Source organism: Paenibacillus sp. MCAF9, from assembly GCF_052114265.1.
Taxonomy (GTDB): Bacteria; Bacillota; Bacilli; order Paenibacillales; family Paenibacillaceae; genus Pristimantibacillus.
Genome location: NZ_JBFREL010000022.1, coordinates 77,189 through 95,245, shown reverse-complemented (window position 1 = coordinate 95,245; position 18,057 = coordinate 77,189). Strand labels below are relative to the sequence as shown.

At 44.5% G+C, this 18,057-nt stretch carries 14 protein-coding genes and 1 pseudogene; 13 read left to right on the top strand and 2 right to left on the bottom strand.

What is annotated here, in order from left to right; translation table 11 throughout:
* From AB4Z45_RS24545 to AB4Z45_RS24505, 9 genes and pseudogenes are all read left to right on the top strand, one after another.
* Window positions 1-504, top strand: a pseudogene (locus tag AB4Z45_RS24545) (ABC transporter substrate-binding protein); the annotation flags it as partial.
* 457 nt (window positions 505-961) lie between these two features.
* On the top strand, window positions 962-2,020 hold the full coding sequence (locus AB4Z45_RS24540) for a GntR family transcriptional regulator (RefSeq protein ID WP_441912247.1): 1,059 nt from the start codon (window positions 962-964) through the stop codon (window positions 2,018-2,020).
* 164 nt (window positions 2,021-2,184) lie between these two features.
* Window positions 2,185-3,561, top strand: coding sequence for an ABC transporter substrate-binding protein (locus AB4Z45_RS24535; RefSeq protein WP_441912245.1), 1,377 nt, complete (start codon window positions 2,185-2,187; stop codon window positions 3,559-3,561).
* Window positions 3,562-3,619: 58 nt separating this feature from the next.
* Window positions 3,620-4,513 carry a carbohydrate ABC transporter permease gene (locus tag AB4Z45_RS24530; RefSeq protein ID WP_076267158.1) on the top strand — a complete coding sequence of 298 codons (894 nt, stop codon included), beginning with the start codon at window positions 3,620-3,622 and terminating at the stop codon, window positions 4,511-4,513.
* A 40-nt stretch (window positions 4,514-4,553) separates the two neighbouring features.
* Complete coding sequence (locus AB4Z45_RS24525; RefSeq protein ID WP_441912243.1) at window positions 4,554-5,390, top strand: carbohydrate ABC transporter permease; 837 nt, start codon at window positions 4,554-4,556, stop codon at window positions 5,388-5,390.
* A 3-nt stretch (window positions 5,391-5,393) separates the two neighbouring features.
* On the top strand, window positions 5,394-7,868 hold the full coding sequence (locus AB4Z45_RS24520) for a family 43 glycosylhydrolase (protein WP_441912241.1): 2,475 nt from the start codon (window positions 5,394-5,396) through the stop codon (window positions 7,866-7,868).
* 38 nt (window positions 7,869-7,906) lie between these two features.
* The gene (locus tag AB4Z45_RS24515; RefSeq protein WP_441912250.1) at window positions 7,907-9,670 is read left to right on the top strand and encodes a glycoside hydrolase family 2 protein; all 1,764 of its coding nucleotides are present in this window, start codon (window positions 7,907-7,909) and stop codon (window positions 9,668-9,670) included.
* Between the two features lie 100 nt (window positions 9,671-9,770).
* Complete coding sequence (locus AB4Z45_RS24510; protein ID WP_441912240.1) at window positions 9,771-10,508, top strand: GTP cyclohydrolase II; 738 nt, start codon at window positions 9,771-9,773, stop codon at window positions 10,506-10,508.
* A 445-nt stretch (window positions 10,509-10,953) separates the two neighbouring features.
* The gene (locus AB4Z45_RS24505; protein ID WP_441912239.1) at window positions 10,954-11,826 is read left to right on the top strand and encodes a DUF421 domain-containing protein; all 873 of its coding nucleotides are present in this window, start codon (window positions 10,954-10,956) and stop codon (window positions 11,824-11,826) included.
* Window position 11,827: 1 nt separating this feature from the next.
* Here the strand turns inward: AB4Z45_RS24505 and AB4Z45_RS24500 are convergent, their stop codons facing one another.
* A complete protein-coding gene (locus tag AB4Z45_RS24500; RefSeq protein WP_076267153.1) occupies window positions 11,828-12,160 on the bottom strand; it encodes a winged helix-turn-helix transcriptional regulator in 333 nt (110 codons plus the stop codon).
* Window positions 12,161-12,314: 154 nt separating this feature from the next.
* Here AB4Z45_RS24500 and AB4Z45_RS24495 point away from each other — a divergent pair, with 154 nt between their 5' ends.
* Complete coding sequence (locus AB4Z45_RS24495; RefSeq protein ID WP_441912237.1) at window positions 12,315-13,289, top strand: aldo/keto reductase family protein; 975 nt, start codon at window positions 12,315-12,317, stop codon at window positions 13,287-13,289.
* An 81-nt stretch (window positions 13,290-13,370) separates the two neighbouring features.
* Here AB4Z45_RS24495 and AB4Z45_RS24490 read toward each other — a convergent pair whose 3' ends face one another.
* Window positions 13,371-14,099, bottom strand: coding sequence for a YhcN/YlaJ family sporulation lipoprotein (locus tag AB4Z45_RS24490; protein ID WP_441912236.1), 729 nt, complete (start codon window positions 14,097-14,099; stop codon window positions 13,371-13,373).
* Between the two features lie 368 nt (window positions 14,100-14,467).
* Between AB4Z45_RS24490 and coxB the strand changes: the two genes are divergently transcribed.
* From coxB to AB4Z45_RS24475, 3 genes are all read left to right on the top strand, one after another.
* Window positions 14,468-15,520 (top strand): cytochrome c oxidase subunit II, encoded by a 1,053-nt coding sequence (coxB, locus tag AB4Z45_RS24485; protein WP_076267151.1) that lies wholly within the window; start codon window positions 14,468-14,470, stop codon window positions 15,518-15,520.
* A gap of 74 nt (window positions 15,521-15,594) precedes the next feature.
* On the top strand, window positions 15,595-17,442 hold the full coding sequence (ctaD, locus tag AB4Z45_RS24480) for a cytochrome c oxidase subunit I (RefSeq protein WP_076267396.1): 1,848 nt from the start codon (window positions 15,595-15,597) through the stop codon (window positions 17,440-17,442).
* Window positions 17,439-18,056 carry a cytochrome c oxidase subunit 3 gene (locus AB4Z45_RS24475; protein WP_076267150.1) on the top strand — a complete coding sequence of 206 codons (618 nt, stop codon included), beginning with the start codon at window positions 17,439-17,441 and terminating at the stop codon, window positions 18,054-18,056. The genes ctaD and AB4Z45_RS24475 overlap by 4 nt, the downstream gene beginning before the upstream one ends.
* Window position 18,057 lies beyond the last annotated feature (1 nt).

Here is an 18,057-nt window from a genome sequence, read left to right as displayed (position 1 = left end):
GTAGCCGGCAAAGTAGGCATGTTCCCAATGGGACCATGGGATCAACCGGGATTTTGGGATTTGCCGTTTGAATGGGATATCGCGGCATGGCCGGTGAATCCGGAGACAGGCAAAGCAGGAACATGGGTTGGCTCAATGGGTTACTCGGTATCCAGCAAATCGAAGCATGCACAAGAAGCGTTTAACTTAGCAGCATTTCTTGCACTGGATAAAGAAGGACAGAAGCAAAACTACGAGCTTGGGCAAGCGGTGCCAAACCTGATTGATATGGCAAAAGGCGAGTTTGTAGCTTATGACAAAGCACCAGCAAATCGTCAGGTATTCCTTGATATTATTGAAGATTACGGTCATCCGCCAATTGATTTTGGTTCGAAGGATACGAAGTGGATCGATACGATGTGGCAAGAGGCCGGCAAAGTGTGGGACGGCAAGATGACTGCTGCGGACTGGGCGAAGGAATTGCAGCCGAAGCTTCAAGAGTTGTATGACAAGGGCAATAAATAATAGGATTATGCAATAGTGAGGTTAAGGGGCTGTTTCTAAAGTAGATTATTCTACTTTTGGAACAGCCCTGTTTTTTTGATGGAGCTTAGGAAGAACGATGTCCTTCCACGTATCATACATATAGCTTACGAACCTAGTAAGTCTTATTTAGGGCATTTATAACGGATTAAAAATGTAACGAACTCCAGAATCGTTATTTCGAGAAAAGCAGCTCATGACACCTTACAAAACGTGATATAACGTTATTCAGGTTCGTTAAAAGCAGTTTTCTACATAATAAGCATCATACCGTTCGTTAAAGAAACGATTCGTGGATCTTGTGCATAGCCGACGAGACCAATAATTGAATCTGAGAGGATTCCATCGTCTTTAAAAAAGATCACCACAATTTCCATTGCAGACAAAATAAAATTAATTTAGTATAATTAATATATTAATATAATGAGAGGGCGTCGTTATGAAAAATTTCCCTTTATATAAGCAAATTCAAGTCGATATTTTAGGGCAAATCAAAGCTGGGAAATTGCGTCCTGGAGATCGTGTCCCATCCGAGAAGGAGCTTGCGGACAAGTATAGAGTAAGCCAAATCACGAGTAAAAACGCGTTGATTGGTTTAGCGGATGAAGGCGTACTCGTTCGAGTACAAGGAAAAGGAACGTTTGTAAGACAGGATGGCGAGACGACTGAGGATTTAGATGTTTCAAGCCATGTGCGGGACGTCATCGGACTTATTTTACCGTGCATGAAGACGAAGGTGGATCAGAAAATACTGGACTCAATCGAAAAGTACGTAACAGCCAGCGGCTACAACCTACAGGTACGGATTACGAGAGAGTCGCAGCTTGAAGAAAGCGCAGCTATTGAATCGATGGTCGCTGCAAGTGTACGTGGATTAATTGTATTTCCGACGGAGGAGGAGCGATACAACGACAGCATTTTACGCTTGTCGCTCGATAAATTTCCGCATGTGCTAATTGATCGTTTTTTGAAAGAGATTCGCACGTACAGCGTCAGCTCGGATAATGTGAATGGAACGGAACAGGCTATCACTCATTTGCTCGACAGCGGCCATGAGAATATTGCCCTTATCACGCCTGAAATTACGAATACAGCGACCGAAGAAAGAGTGATCGGATTCGAAAAAGCATATTTAGCCAAAAAACTTCCGATTAACAAGGATTTGTGGTGTATTCTCAAAATAGAGGATATATCGAGCGGCAATGCGCAGCACATTATTGAATCCTTTATGAGTGAGCGCCCTGAGGTTTCAGCAGCATTCGTTGTCAATGTGGAGTTGACCAACTACACCTATTACGCAGCGAAGAGGCTGAAGAAGTTAGTGCCTGACGATCTCGAGCTCGTTTGTTTTGACCGGCCTGATTTTCAGGATGTATCGTATTTGCAGCAAAATGAAGACGAGATTTGCAAGGTTACCGTTGAATTGCTTCATGCGCAGCTACAAGGGGAGTACGAGCCGCAGCGTATTGTCGTACCCGTAAAATTTTGCAAAATGTAATTAATAAAACATAAAAATACCGTGTGCTGATTTTTAGCGCATGGTATTTTTTATATTATATTCAGTATATAAACATATAACAATATAATTTATAATGAATCCATTGGATTAAGCGCTTACAGAGCGCAATAAGTATTCACACAACATAGGGGGCGACAACCGCAATGAAGAGCAAATTATCCACAAAGCTTGGACTTGTAATGCTATTATGCTTTGGAATGCTGCTATCGGCTTGTTCATCAGGTGGAAATGGCAACAGCTCTGCTGCAAATGGAAATACGGCGAATAAAGGCGATGCAGCAACAAACGCACCGCAAGAAAAAGTAAAGATTTCGTTTATGGGTCATGGCAGTCCGCAGGAGAAAGATATATTCGCCAAGCTGATTAAATCATACGAAACGAAATATCCGAACGTAAAGGTAGAGTACACAAGCGTGCCGCCTGCTGAATACAATCAGAAGCTGTCTACGCTGGTTGCATCGGGCAAAACACCGGACGTATTCTATGTATCGGGCCCGCAGTTTTACAAGTTTGCCGAAGCAGGCACGATTCAAAACCTGCAGCCGTTTCTAGAATCGACCGAGCTGTTCCAAGCCGATAACGTATGGAAACAAGCGCTTGATCGTTACCGTTTTGACGGCAAGCAGCTCGGGCAGGGGGATTTGTACGGATTGCCGAAGGACGTAGGTCCGTGGGCAATGGCATATAACAAAACGATGTTTACTGAAGCTGGGCTCGAATTGCCGCCTGCAGAGGTTGGCAAATGGACATGGGACAACTGGTTGGATGCAGCGAAGAAGCTGACGAAGGATGAGAATGGCGACGGCAAAGTCGACATTTATGGCGGAGCCAACTTTACGCTGGAAGGCGCGGTATGGGCAAGCGGAGGCGACTTCATCGACTATACAACAGGCAAAGTAACGATTGATACACCGGAATTCGCAAAAGCGATGCAATGGGTAGCAGACCTGCGCCTGAAGCATAATGTTTCGCCGTCGCCGGAGGATGAGAAAGCGATGAATTCGTACTCGCGATTTGTAGCCGGCAAAGTAGGCATGTTCCCAATGGGACCATGGGATCAACCGGGATTTTGGGATTTGCCGTTTGAATGGGATATCGCGGCATGGCCGGTGAATCCGGAGACAGGCAAAGCAGGAACTTGGGTTGGCTCAATGGGTTACTCAGTATCCAGCAAATCGAAGCATGCACAAGAAGCGTTTAACTTAGCAGCATTTCTTGCACTGGATAAAGAAGGACAAAAGCAAAACTACGAGCTTGGGCAAGCGGTGCCAAACTTGATTGATATGGCAAAAGGCGAGTTTGTAGCTTATGACAAAGCACCAGCAAATCGTCAGGTATTCCTTGATATTATTGAAGATTACGGTCATCCGCCAATTGAGTTTGGTTCAAAGGATACGAAGTGGATCGATACGATGTGGCAAGAGGCCGGCAAAGTATGGGATGGCAAGATGACTGCTGCGGATTGGGCGAAGGAATTGCAGCCGAAGCTTCAAGAGCTGTATGACAAGGGAAATAAGTAAACTAAAGTTTCGAATGATAAACATAAATAACGAATAGCTAGTGCGAGGATGTGTACGCATGAGGAAAAGTAAACCTAGTTATATCCGCAAAGAATATGCATGGGCCTACCTGTTTGTGGCGGCCCCAGTGCTTGGCTTTCTCATTTTTGGAGTCGCACCGCTTCTTTACTCCGCGTGGTTAAGCTTTACGTCTTGGGATTTGGTTACGCCGCCTGAGTTTGTAGGTTTTGACAACTATATCGAAGTTTTTCACGATGAGAAGGTGTACAAATCACTTTTTAACACTGTATTTATGATGCTTGGCATACCCATTGGCATGATTGTGGCACTCTTGCTTGCTATTATGATGAACCGTCCGCTCAAAGGAATCTCGTTTTTACGGACCATCTATTACTTGCCAGTCATTTCACCCATTATTGCGGTGTCGTTGTTATGGCAATGGATATTGAATCAAGATTTTGGTTTGCTCAACCAAACGATGTGGAGTTGGTTCGGCATCGAAGGGCCTAACTGGTTAGGTGACGCCAATTGGATTAAACCTTCCATGATTTTGATGGGAGTATGGGGCGGCGTTGGCGGTACGATGGTTCTTTATTTAGCCGGGCTGCAATCGATTTCGTCGTCCTATTACGAGGCAGCTGAAGTGGATGGCGCGAGTGCATTCCAGAAACTGCGGTTAATTACCATTCCACTGCTGACGAACATTCATTTTTTCGTTATTGTCATGGGCGTTATCGGCGCGTTCCAATCGTTTAGCCAAATTTACGTATTGGCAGGCGACGGAGGGCCGGAGTATAGTGCGGCAACCGTAGTATTTTATATTTTCGAAAATGCGTTCAAGTATTTTAATATGGGTTATGCCAGCTCAGTGGCTTGGGTTCTTGGCATTATTATTTTCATCGTTACACTCCTTCAGTTCCGTTTATCGAAAAAATGGGTGTACAACGATTAATCTTTTACCGTTACAGTTTGCGAGGGGAGTTTGATTTCAAATGCAACAGAAACGACTAACAAACCTTTGGGTGGCATTCATTTTATGTATCGGCTCTATTATTATGCTGGCGCCGTTCGTTTGGACGATATCCACTTCATTAAAAGATCAACGCAACGTTTTTGAAATTCCGCCTAAATGGATTCCAGACCCGGCTACATTCAAAAACTATGTAACGGCTTGGAATGATTCTCCGTTGCTAAGCGGTTTTATGAATAGCATGATTATTGTTGTCTTTGTACTTGTCATTGGATTATTCGTTTCAACAATGGCGGCATATGCATTCGCTAAGATTGAATTTCCGTTTAAAGATGCTATTTTTCTATCCTTGCTTGGCACGATGATGATTCCTTTTTCCGTCGTTATGATTCCTCAGTTTATTGGCTTCTCGTCAATTAATTGGACGGATACGCTTTTGCCGCTTATCGTACCCGGGTTATTTGGCAATATCGTCGTTATTTTCTTCCTGCGCCAATACTTGGCGGGAGGTTTGCCGAATGAGCTGGTGGAAGCAGCGAAGCTGGACGGCAGCGGTTTCTTCCGTACCTTCTGGACCATTGCACTGCCGGTTGCAAAACCTGCGATTGCAGCTCAAGCGGCACTTAGCTTCATGGGCATTTGGAATGATTTTATGGGACCGCTTATTTATTTAAGCTCTCCGCAGAAACAAACCATTCAAGTTCTCATTGCTTCTATGCAATCACAATATATGGGATCTTCTAACTATCCGGTCATCTTGGCAGCATCGATTATATCGATGGTTCCAGTCATTCTTGTATTCTTTTTCTGCCAACGCTACTTTATCGAGTCTATGGCGATTAGCGGCTTAAAAGGTTAGTGCATGAGATATTTTAACCTTACACAAATGAGGGCGACGAAGCTTGTCGCCTTCCTCGTTGTATGCATTGTAGTCGTGTTAAGCGGCTGCAAGTCCACGCCAGAAGAAAAAGCAGTCGTACTGTTGAAGGAGGATGCTAAATTGTATACAAATTCGTTGAAGCTGGAGCAAGAGTGGGAGGATTACGGGATCGGTGATCCTTTCATCATGCGTTACAACGGTAGGTTTTATTTGTATTGCAGTACAAAGGACTTTCGTCCGGGCATTAAAGCTTGGAGCTCCGAAAATTTAGTAGATTGGAAATATGAAGGGCTAGTTACTGAAGACCCCATTACGACTGGGGCTTATGCACCTGAAGTCTTTTACTGGAATGGCAGCTTCTACCTATATACATCCCCGGCAGGCCAAGGGCATTATGTGCTGCAAAGCGACAGCCCAACGGGGCCTTTCGTCGTCAAAACCGAAAATCTCGGAAATTCTATCGATGGCTCTGTTTTTATTGACGATGACGGGAAATGGTATTTTACGAATGCAGGCACGCAAGGCATCGTTGCGCATGAAATGCCAGATCCATTAACGATTGATGTTGGCGTAACGACTAATGCATTTCTTGGACATTGGACAGAAGGATCAATGATCTGGAAGAGAAATGGCCTTTACTATATGACGTATACGGGTAATCACGTATTTAGCAACGGTTATCGGGTGAACTACGCAGTATCCAAGGATGGGCCTTTCGGTGATTATACGATTCCTGCAAACAATCCTATCGTCATCAGCGTAAAGGACGAATTTAAAGGGCTTGGCCATAGTGCAACTGTGCTTGGGCCGGATATGGATTCTTATTATTTGACTTATCATAATCTGGTTGGACATTCTTCTGAAGGCCCGCCAGTACGTGAATTGAACATTGATCGACTTGCCTATAACGGTGATAAGCTGGTTGTATTTGGTCCATCTCATGATCATATGCAGCCTGCGCCGGCAATGCCTTCATTATATAGCTGGCTCACAGACGGCATTTCTTCAGAACAATGGGATGAAACCTCATCCGGAGATGAACAAAAGGTGCTGAGTAAACTTTCGACGGAAGATACCTTTATTGCGGAATATAACTTTCGATTGAATCTTTCGGACAGTGCAGTGGATAGCGGTACGATTGCAGCTGTATTCTCTTATACAGATGAAGCGAATTATTTAGCAATCAAGCTGTGGCCAGGCAAACATGAGATTGAGTATGTAACGGTTCAAAATGGATCAGAGAAACAGCTTGCACAAGCACTGCTTCCTAATGAATTTGATTACTCGAAGCTGCATACGATTCGTGTCGAGCAGCGTGATGACACTGTTCTTGTCTTCTTCGACGGAATGAAAAAGATAGAGGAGCATACAGCTAAGCCGAGCGGCGGGAAAATTGGCTATATCGCCAATCAGTCGCAGCCCATTTATGAATATACAGCCTTTACGAATGAAGCAGGCGGCAGCAGTGATTTTGAGGCTTATAAGCCTGCGCCTGGAGCAATTGAAGCAGTCCATTATTTGAAGGAAGCTGATCGCGGCTTTCATTTGGAGCAGAAGTCATCCGAGATCAGTGATTTTAGGAAAACAGACGGTGTACCGATTCGCAAGCTGGATGACGGCAGTTATTCCGTGAGCCTGCTGCAGGGCGGTGACTGGTTGAAATACAAGCTGAATGTGAAGGATCATACGAAATACGGGATCGGCCTAACGCTTAAAAAGCCGGAGAAGGATGTTGTCTTGGCGTGGTCAATTGACGGCGGCGAAGCTGTGAAGACGAAGATCAAAGCCGATGACCGAGCCTTTGTAGAAGGCACAGCGAAGCTTCGAATCGGAACAATCGAAATTGCGGCAGGTTTTCATGAGCTTAAGATAGAGTTGAAAGCTGGACCAGTGGAAATGCACTCCTTTGAGCTGTTCGCTATAGACCTGCTGGATAAGGAGCAGCCGTTCCATTCATTATCCTCACAAACGGGAATGGGGCTGTTTGGACAATCGGAGGATGATTATAGCGGCAGCGGCATAGATGATGACATGTTGTTTGCGGGCAGTGACAATTGGGACAATTATGAGCTGGCTTTTGATGTGCAGTTGAATGCAGAAACGGATATCGGAGGCGTTTTTGTTCGAGCTTCCAATGAATCCTACCATCCGGCTCAGGTTAGGGATGCAGTCATGGGCTATTACATCGGCATTTCTTCCTCGCAGCTCACTTTGAATCGGATGAACTATGATTCCAATTTATTAGCTAGTGAAAGCGCAGAACTGGAAACCGGTAAAGCCTATTCGTTCAGAGTTGTTGCAAAAGACGGGAACATAAAAGTATTTCTGGGGGATGGCTCAACTCCAGTTATTGATTATACCGACCCTTATCCATTTTTGCATGGCAAGGTAGGCATTCGTTCAGAACGTTCAACAATGTTGTTCAACCATTTAATGATAAATCCGCTAAAAAAATAATATATAAGCATAAGCAATAGGACTGGAGTGGGAACATGATGGATGCAATACGAAATGAATATCCAAGACCGCAATTTGAGCGATCATCCTGGTTAAACCTAAACGGGGAATGGGAATTTGAGTATGATGACTCAAACGCAGGTTGTGATAATAAATGGTTCGAGAGAAAACAGTTTGATCGCAAGATTCAGGTGCCATTTTGTTACCAAAGCGAGTTAAGCGGCATTAATGAAAAATCGTTTCACGATATCGTATGGTATCGTAAAAGTATTGAGGTTCCAACGGAGTATGCAGGGAAACGAATCATTCTCCATTTCGGTGCTGTTGACTATGAAGCAAAGGTATGGGTAAATGGACATTTAGTAGCAAGTCATGAGGGAGGCCACACCCCATTTCATGCGGATATTACTGCTGTGTTGAATGCAATAGGCCCCAATAGCATAGTCGTGCGTGCACAGGATTATAGTAAAGACGTCACGCTGCCTAGAGGGAAGCAGTATTGGAAGGAGCAGTCAGAGCAAGTTTTCTACACGCGAACGACTGGGATTTGGCAAACGGTTTGGATGGAGGCTGTTAATCAAGCTTATGTGAGCCGAGTGAGATTGACGCCGGATATCGATCATAATAAAATTCATATTCGCAGCTTTATTAAGGGAACGGAATTATATAATGGCTTGCGACTCAGCATTAAAATATCGTTTGAAGGTGAATTAATCGCTGAGGATGTTATTCGTGTTATGGAGCAGGAAGAGGAGGTCTCTATCAGGCTTCATGACTTTAATGATCATGGGCTTGGCCGCTGGTGGTCGCCGGAGAAGCCAAACTTGTATGACGTTGAATTTATGCTGCTTGATGGAGAACGAGAATTGGATCATGTCAAAAGCTATTTCGGCATGAGAAAGATATCGATTGAGGATGGCGTTATTTGCTTGAACAATCGCCCTTATTATATGAAGCTAATTTTGGATCAAGGTTATTTTCCAGGTGGTGTGCTAACAGCTCCAAGCGATGAAATGCTCCGTACGGACGTCGAGCTGACCAAGCAAATGGGGTTCAATGGGGCGAGAAAACATCAAAAGATTGAAGACCCGCGTTATTTGTATTGGTGCGATAAGCTAGGACTGCTCGTTTGGGGCGAGATGGCCAATGCGTATCAATACTCCGAACAATACGTGACGCGTATCATGAATGAATGGCAGGAGGCTGTTCACCGTGATTACAATCATCCTTGTATCGTCGTGTGGGTTCCGCTTAATGAAAGCTGGGGAACGCCAAATATATTAATAGACAAAAGGCAGCAGCACCATGCCTCTACTCTTTATTATTTGACCAAATCTCTCGACGATACAAGACCTGTTATCTCAAACGATGGCTGGGAGCATGTGAAATCTGATATTTACACGGTTCATGATTACGAGAGCAATGAAGAGATACTGGCAAGTAGATATGCAACGCCAGAAATGTCCGTCAAATGTGATCCTCAAGGCAGAAAAATACTTGTGCCTGGGTTCACTTATAATGGGGAGCCGGTGCAGCTATCGGAGTTCGGCGGTATTTCGTATATTAAGGATAATGAAGTAGGTTGGGGGTATTCTTCGGCTAGAGACGATCAGGATTTCTTGAACCGTTTAGTTGCCGTGATGCGTCCGATTATAGCGGCTGGCGGACTGCAAGGTTATTGTTATACGCAGTTAACGGATGTTGAGCAGGAGAAAAATGGCTTGCTGTCCTTCGAGCGTGAACCGAAGCTTCCTATTGAAACATACCGAGAGTTAAACAAAGGAATGATCCCGGTTCTATAGGCGACATCCGAATGCTGCGAACTGCACTTAGCATAGCTAATGTCCTTACCGAACATAATAGTCGAAACAAAGACTATGAACAGGTCAGGAGCAATGCGATATGTTTAAAGAAGCAGTATCTATAGTTGATCAGAAGATAAAAGTGATTGAAAGCGATCACGGCACTATTTATTTAGTCGGTCCCATTCAACTTCCGGTAAAGCTTGATGAAGGCGAGGCAATTTTTCAATGGTATTGTTGGCTGCTCTGCAAAGAGCAGCTTGACGATGCGGAGCAAATCATCAAAAAGCTTTCGTCGATTAATTTAGCAGAAATGCAGCAATCAAGCGTGCTGGTGTATGGCGATTTCGAACAGGCAGATGAGGCGTGGATTCGAATGCACAGCATTTGCCATACGGGCGATATTTTTGGCAGTAAACGCTGTGATTGCGGTTATCAGCTACATGAATCAATGCATATGATTGTGGAAAAAGGTACAGGCGCATTATTTTATTTGGCCAATCATGAAGGAAGAGGAATCGGTTTGTTCAGCAAAGCGATGGCTTATTTACTGCAAGAGAAGGGTTATGACACCGTAGAGGCGAATGAGGAGCTTGGTTTTGTTGATGACGCTCGCAGTTATAGTGATGCGATACTGGTATTGAAAGCACTTCGTGAGAAACCAGTGTCGCTCATTACGAATAATCCGAAGAAGCTGGATGCACTGAAGGCGGCGGGACTTGATGTGAAAAATCGTATTCCGCTTTGGGGAGATCGATCGGAGCATAATGAGAGGTACCTCGCGACAAAAGTGAATCGTTCGGGTCATTTTGCAGCAAGCGGTTGTCCTAATGAATAATTAAAGGTTAAAAAATTGGATAGGGCTGCCCCAATAGCACATAAATGCGCTAGCCGGACAGCCCTTGTTTGTATCATATATTTAACCGGACCTCTTCTTCTTATAAGAAAGGCCGTACTGGGTCCCCTTGTTAACAGCAAACAGCATGTGTACCAAGTTGTCTTAAACTCGCATCCTAAAACAACGAAAGCCCTACCTCTCTTCCGTCCTCGCGGCTCCGATGACCGCGCCAGTGTGAATCAGAAATACATCACGTAACAGGTTTGGAATTAACAGCAAAGAAATCAAAATCTGAGGAAATCATTGAATCTTACTGGGGATGTTATGGGGTTAAATATTATACATTCCCATTATCATACTACATATTATATTTAATTGCAACAAAAAATTACTGCGAATGACTTTTTCCTTTCTGGATACTCTAGAAATGGAAGGGGGAAGTAAAATGCCAAGTTGGATTGAAATTGTATTGCGAACGTTAGCGGCCATCACTATTTTATTTGCGCTTACGAAGGTTTTGGGAAAACGCCAAATTTCCCAGCTGTCGCTGTTCGAGTACATAACAGGTATATCCATCGGTAATATAGCCGCATATATCTCGCTTGATCTCGACAATTTATGGTTTTTGGGACTGGTATCATTAGGAGTCTGGGTTAGTGTGTCGGTTGGAATGGAATTTTTGACCATGAAAAGCAAGAAAGCCCGCGACTTTATTGACGGAAAAGGTACTGTGCTAATTAAAGATGGCCAGCTGCTCAAAGAAAGCTTGCACAAGGAACGGTTGACCTTGGACGAGATGCTCGAGCAATTGCGGAAAAAGGATGTATACCGTGTAGCCGATGTGGAGTTTGCTGTTATGGAATCAAGCGGTGAAGTAAATGTGCTGTTGAAGAAAGCCTATCAGCCTTTAACGCCGGATACGCTTGGCTGGCAGGTGCCGAATGAGCGAGAGGCAATGACCGTTTTGATGGATGGGGATATACAGGATGAAGTGCTCTCAAATCTAGGACATGACCGGCAGTGGCTGCTGCATGAGCTGGAAAAGAGAAATGTGAAGGAATCAGAGGTGTTTTTTGCTCAAATCGACAGTAACGGCGAGCTGCTTATTGATACTGGCGAAGAAAGCAAGCAGCCGCAAAATAGTCAGCAATCCAAACCCAAGGATCGTGTTATTATGTTGATTGAGCAGTTTGAGGCGGAGCTGATTCGACTTGAACGATTGTCTCGTAATGAAAGCGATCGACGCGTTTATCAGACTGCTATTGATCGCTTTCAAGCAAGCACAAAGTCACTGCCTGATCAGCTGTTGAAGCATTAGCCTATGTCCATCTAGCCGACCAAAGCTTCATTTCTTTTAAAATATGATGCAAGTCCTCGCCCTTAGGTGTCAGTGTGTATTCGACGGTAACGGGCACGGTTGGAAAAACTTTGCGTTCAAGCACGCCCTTATCCTCGAGATGACGGAGCGTGCTTGTTAATGCACGAGGACTAACCGCCGGAATAAGCCTCTGTATTTCTCCGAATCTTTTGGTGCCGCAAAACAGTTCTCTCAGCACTAAAAAAGCCCATTTACCGCCGATCACATCTAATGTCTTCTCAATATTACATTCGATATGAAGCGGTTCCTTCGGAATGTAATTATGTGCACTCATCGACAATTCCCCTCTCTGTTACCTGCTACCAATAGTATAGTATGTATATTCATGATAATAAAGTGAAAAAACATTCACTACTTTAATAGTAGAACGTTGTACTATAGACTACAAATGAAGAGCGGAGTAAATCGATTAAGAGGGGTGTTTTGGGATGAAGTATAGAAGACTTGGCAACAGCGGTTTAAAAGTAAGTGAAATTGGACTTGGAAGCTGGCTCACCTACGGCACGGCAACAGAAGCGGAAACCGCTAAGGAATGTATACATAAAGCTTATGAGGCTGGCATTAATTTTTTTGATACTGCTAACGCTTACAATAATGGGGAAGCCGAAAAAGTTATGGGAGATGCCTTAAAAGGGTATACACGCAGCAGTTACGTTCTCGCAACAAAGCTGTTTTTCCCAATGGGCTCAGGACCAAATGATCGCGGGCTTTCTAGAAAACATATCGTCGAGCAATGTGATGCAAGCTTGAAGCGTTTGGGTACAGATTATATAGATCTTTATCAATGCCACCGTTTTGATTCGGAAACGCCGGTTGAAGAAACTTTGCGGGCACTCGATGATTTGACGGCACAAGGGAAGGTGCTTTATGCAGGAGTCAGCGAGTGGACAGCTGCGCAAATTACGGATGCTGCAGCGATAGGCAAACGTCTTAACCTCCGAAAGCTAATTTCGAATCAACCAATTTACAATATGTTTGAGCGGTATATTGAACGGGGCGTTATCCAAGCTTGTGAGCAAGAAGGCATGGGGCAGGTTGTTTTCTCACCGCTTGCACAAGGGATTCTAACAGGTAAGTACAAGCCAGGCCAAGCCGTGCCGGCAGGCAGTCGTGCTGCAAATGATAAAACAAATGGCATCATAAACAGTTATTTGCGTGAAGATGTACTGCGCGTTGCAGAGAAGCTGGAGCAGCTGGCTGCAACGATTGGAGCATCATTATCACAATTTGCATTAGCATGGGTGCTTCGCCAGCCGAATGTGAGCTCAGCTATTATCGGTTCGAGCCGACCGGCTCAAATTGAAGAAAATATAAAATCAGTAGACATCGAGCTGACAGATGAGCTGCTATCACAAACTGAAGCAATCTTGGCAGAAATCAGCGGCTTTGCTCCAATGCGTTAAAAAGCAAAATGATAGAAATAACAAAAAGGCTCTTCGAGAGAAGTGCCTTTTTGCTATATATATAATAGAAGCGATTTTTTTTTAATGATTCATTTGGGTCTCGGAGGGGCTATAGGTGCCCGGTTGTGTAATAGGAGGGGGCATATCCTTTCCACCGGCAAAATGATATTTCACTACGGTATTGAATTTATCGATATGTGGCATTAAGGATCGTCCGCCCCATGCTTCCTTGGCAAAATCATTGAAGTAATTTACGAACTCCATATTGGCTGAAATATGAACTTCTTGTACAGCTGGAGCGAGCTCGCGTACTCTGACAGCGACAGTCTGCTTAAGTTCATCCGACAAATCATTAACATCGTTGACTGAGAAATAGGAGTTGTACGGTGATACAAGGATCTTGCTGTTGCCATACGGACTGCCTGTATCATGGTTATATACGCCATCACTAGTACCTGTATTGTCTTGCTCGCTTTTGCCGCCTGAATTCCGAGTGCCAACTGCGGTCCAATCAAGCATTAAACCGACATAAGCATTTTTGTCTGTCAGCATAACGATTGCGGAAGCTATGCCGTTTAGATCAGTTACTTTGCGTGAGATGACGGAGCTGTATTCAAAAAATGAATTATTATGCTGGTCAGCATTGTTCGTAGCCTTGCCATAAGCTCTGCCGCCGAGCATCTTCGGATCGTTAGCTTGACGGCTTCCATAATCGGTGTCGCTTTGCTGAGCATACTGTTTGTAGGCACAGCCGGCTGAAGTTGTTATCATGACTGCCGACAACAGCAATGCGGCAATTCGTTTAACCATAAAGAACGGACCCCCATTCATACGATAATGGCTTTAGTTTTTGCCGCGGCTCCGTAAATATACGTTTTTGCAAGCATACATAATTGACCATGGGTTTGGTGCACAATGTAGGATAGAGAGAATGCCATGCAGACGGGCTAAACAAGATAGTTTATCATGCGAAAAAACGCAGTAATGATGCGAATTTGACAGCTTTGAGAACAATTTGTGAACTCTCTGTGGAACATTGACAAATAGGGGCTTCAACTTTATATTTAATAAAGTGATTTAAGTTGCAGGAGTTGTAATAACATCTGTGAAACACGCAGCCAGCCGTATGCCACGTGAAAATTAGGCAGCTGCGAAAACGTCAAAAGTGGGGTTGATTAATGATGAAACGGTGGCGATTTGTAAAACGGCTTGCGCCGCTTATGGCCATGATGGTGCTAGTACTAGCGGCTTGCGGGCGGAGCGATTTGTCGACGCTGAATCCTCAGGGACCTGTAGCGGAAGAACAATTCGGGCTGATGAAGCTGGCAATTGGAATCATGTTGATCGTGATTGTTGCCGTATTTGCGATTTCTTTGTTTGTAATTATTCGTTTCCGCAGACGTCCGGGAGACAAAACAATTCCTAAGCAGGTGGAAGGAAATCATAAGCTTGAGATTATTTGGACAGTAATTCCAATCATCATGCTTATCATTTTGGGTGTTCCAACCGTTCAATCCGTATTTAATCTTGCTAAAGACTACAGCAAAGATCCGGAAGCGGTTCAGGTCATCGTTACTTCACACCAATACTGGTGGGAGTTTGAATACCCAGCTTACGGAATCAAGACAGCTCAAGAGCTTATTATTCCAAAAGGTAAGACGATCTCCATCACAGCGAAATCCGCAGATGTGCTTCACTCATTCTGGATTCCATCGCTTGCTGGGAAAATCGATACCAACCCTGGTGCAAACGTAAATAAAATGTACTTCTCTGCACCAAAAGAAGGCGTTTACCTGGGTAAATGTGCTGAGCTTTGCGGACCTTCACATGGTTTGATGGACTTTAAAGTTAAATCAGTGGACGAGTCGTCATTTGATCGTTGGGTAGCTGCACTTAAAGAACCTGTAGCGCTTCCAAGCGATCCGGCAATTGCTAAAGCATTTGAAAGCAAATGTCTATCTTGCCACGCAGTGGGTGATTTGGGCGGACCTGCTTATCCTAACTTGACAGGTATCGGAAGCCGTGAGACTGTCGGGGGTATACTTGTTAACACCGATGATCCGCAATATTCCAATGAAGGTTCAGTATACGACAACTTGCACCGTTGGATCAAAAACCCGGACGAAGTTAAACCGGGCAACCAAATGGGTAAAATCGAAGATTTGACTGAACAAGAGATTGAAGGTATTGCTAAATACTTATCTGAATTGAAGCTTAACTACGAACAATAATTTATCGGTGATTGAAGGAGGTACCTACTTTGGCTCATGCGCATACGCATAAGGTCAAACGTTACAGCGGTCTGATGGACTGGCTGACTACGGTTGACCATAAAAAAATCGGAATATTGTATATGATTGCCGGCGGTTTTTTCTTCCTTGTCGGTGGTTTGGAAGCGATTTTGATTCGGGTTCAATTGTGGAAGCCGCTAAATAACTTTGTTAGCGCGGATACATATAATGAGCTTTTAACCATGCACGGAACGACGATGATCTTCCTTGCAGCGATGCCGCTTTTATTCGCCTTAATGAATGCGGTTATACCGCTTCAAATCGGCGCGCGCGACGTAGCTTTCCCTTTCGTTAACTCATTAGGCTTCTGGACATTCTTGTTCGGCGGTATTTTGCTTAACGTGAGCTGGTTTACTGGCGGCGCTCCAGATGCAGGCTGGACATCATATGCACCGCTCGCGGGGACGACCTATAACGGCGATCACGGCGTTGACTATTATGTACTAGGTTTGCAAATAGCGGGTATCGGAACACTTATCGGGGGTATTAACTTCCTCGTAACGATTATTAACATGCGTGCACCAGGCATGACGTTCATGCGTATGCCGATGTTCACATGGGCTGCGTTCATTACTTCGGCGCTAATCTTGTTCGCATTCCCTGCTCTGGCAGTTGGTCTAGCGGCACTCATGTTCGACAGATTGTTTGATGCAAATTTCTTTGATCCTTCTGGCGGCGGTAACGCGGTTCTGTGGGAGCATATTTTCTGGATATTCGGGCATCCTGAGGTTTATATCCTCATCTTGCCGGCTTTCGGCGTTATTTCCGAGGTAATAAGTACATTCTCACGTAAGCGTTTGTTCGGTTACAGCTCGATGGTATTCGCTACAATCCTGATCGGCTTCTTGGGCTTCATGGTTTGGGCGCATCACATGTTCACGGTTGGTCTTGGACCGGTTGCGAATGCGCTGTTCTCTATTGCAACGATGCTTATCGCGGTTCCAACAGGTATCAAAATTTTCAACTGGCTATTTACGATGTGGGGCGGTTCCATTAAATTCACGACAGCTAACTTGTTCGCTGTCGGATTTATACCAACCTTCGTAATGGGCGGCGTTACCGGCGTCATGCTGGCAGCAGCACCTGCTGACTTCCAATATCATGATTCTTATTTTGTCGTAGCGCATTTCCACTATGTTATCGTAGGTGGTTTGGTACTGGGTATTTTCTCAGGCCTTCACTACTGGTGGCCAAAAATGTTCGGACGCATGCTGAATGAAACACTTGGTAAATTGACGTTCTGGACATTCTTTATTGGCTTCCACTTAACATTCTTTATTCAACATTTCCTTGGCTTGCTAGGTATGCCTCGTCGTATTTGGACATATCTCGACGGTCTTGGTTTCAACGAAATGAACATGATCAGTACAGTAGGCGCATTCTTGATGGGCTTTGGTACAATTTTCTTCTTGTTGAACGTTGTTATCACAGCTTTCAAACCACAAAATGCACCAGCTGATCCATGGGAAGACGGTCGTACTCTAGAGTGGACGATTCCATCTCCACCTCCTGAATACAACTTTGCACAAACACCGCTTGTTCGCGGCTATGATGCATATTGGAAAGAAAAAACGGACGGTCACAAAGGCATGACGCCTGCGGAGCCAATTGGTCCAATTCATATGCCTTCTCCTTCGATCCTGCCTTTCTTCATGGGATTTGGATTGTTTATCGCAGGTTTAGGTTTCATGTACGCTAAAGATTGGGGCAACTTGTTTGGATCATTCAAATCAGGTTATGCTCTCGGTATTGTTGGTTTGCTGATCTTGTTCGGTTGCATGTTCCTTCGTTCCGTAATCGATGATCACGGCTTCCACATTGAAGAAGAAGAAATCCTTAGAGATATGGGGGGTAAAGCATGAGTGCGCATTCGCATGTAGAGGGGCAATTGCCTCATGAGCCCGAAAAGGCGACCCTCGAGGGACGCAATAAAGTATTAGGCTTTTGGCTTTTCCTTGGCGGAGAAACTGTATTGTTCGGAACGTTGTTCTCAGCGTTCCTAGCACTACGGAATCAAGTCCTTGATGGACCGCCAGCACATGAATTGTTCCAGCTTCCACTCGTTGCGCTTGCGACAGCACTTTTGCTTACGTCAAGCTTAACAAGCGTGTTCGCTGTTCATGCGCTGCATACAAACAGAGTGAAGGCGTTAATTAACTGGCTGATTATTACGGTCATTCTTGGCGCAGGTTTCCTTGCTCTTGAAATTTACGAGTTCTGGCACTATGTACATGAAGGCCACGGCTTTACAACGAGCGCATTCAGCTCCTCGTTCTATACGCTGGTAGGCTTCCACGGAGCACACGTTGCTTTCGGTATTACATGGATCACATTGATCATTATTCAATTAGCAAGAAAAGGTTTGACTGTAGTAACAGCACCTAAGGTATATGTAGCTGGTATGTACTGGCACTTTATCGATGTTGTATGGGTATTCATTTTCACCGTCGTTTACTTGATGGGAAAGGTGGTTTAAT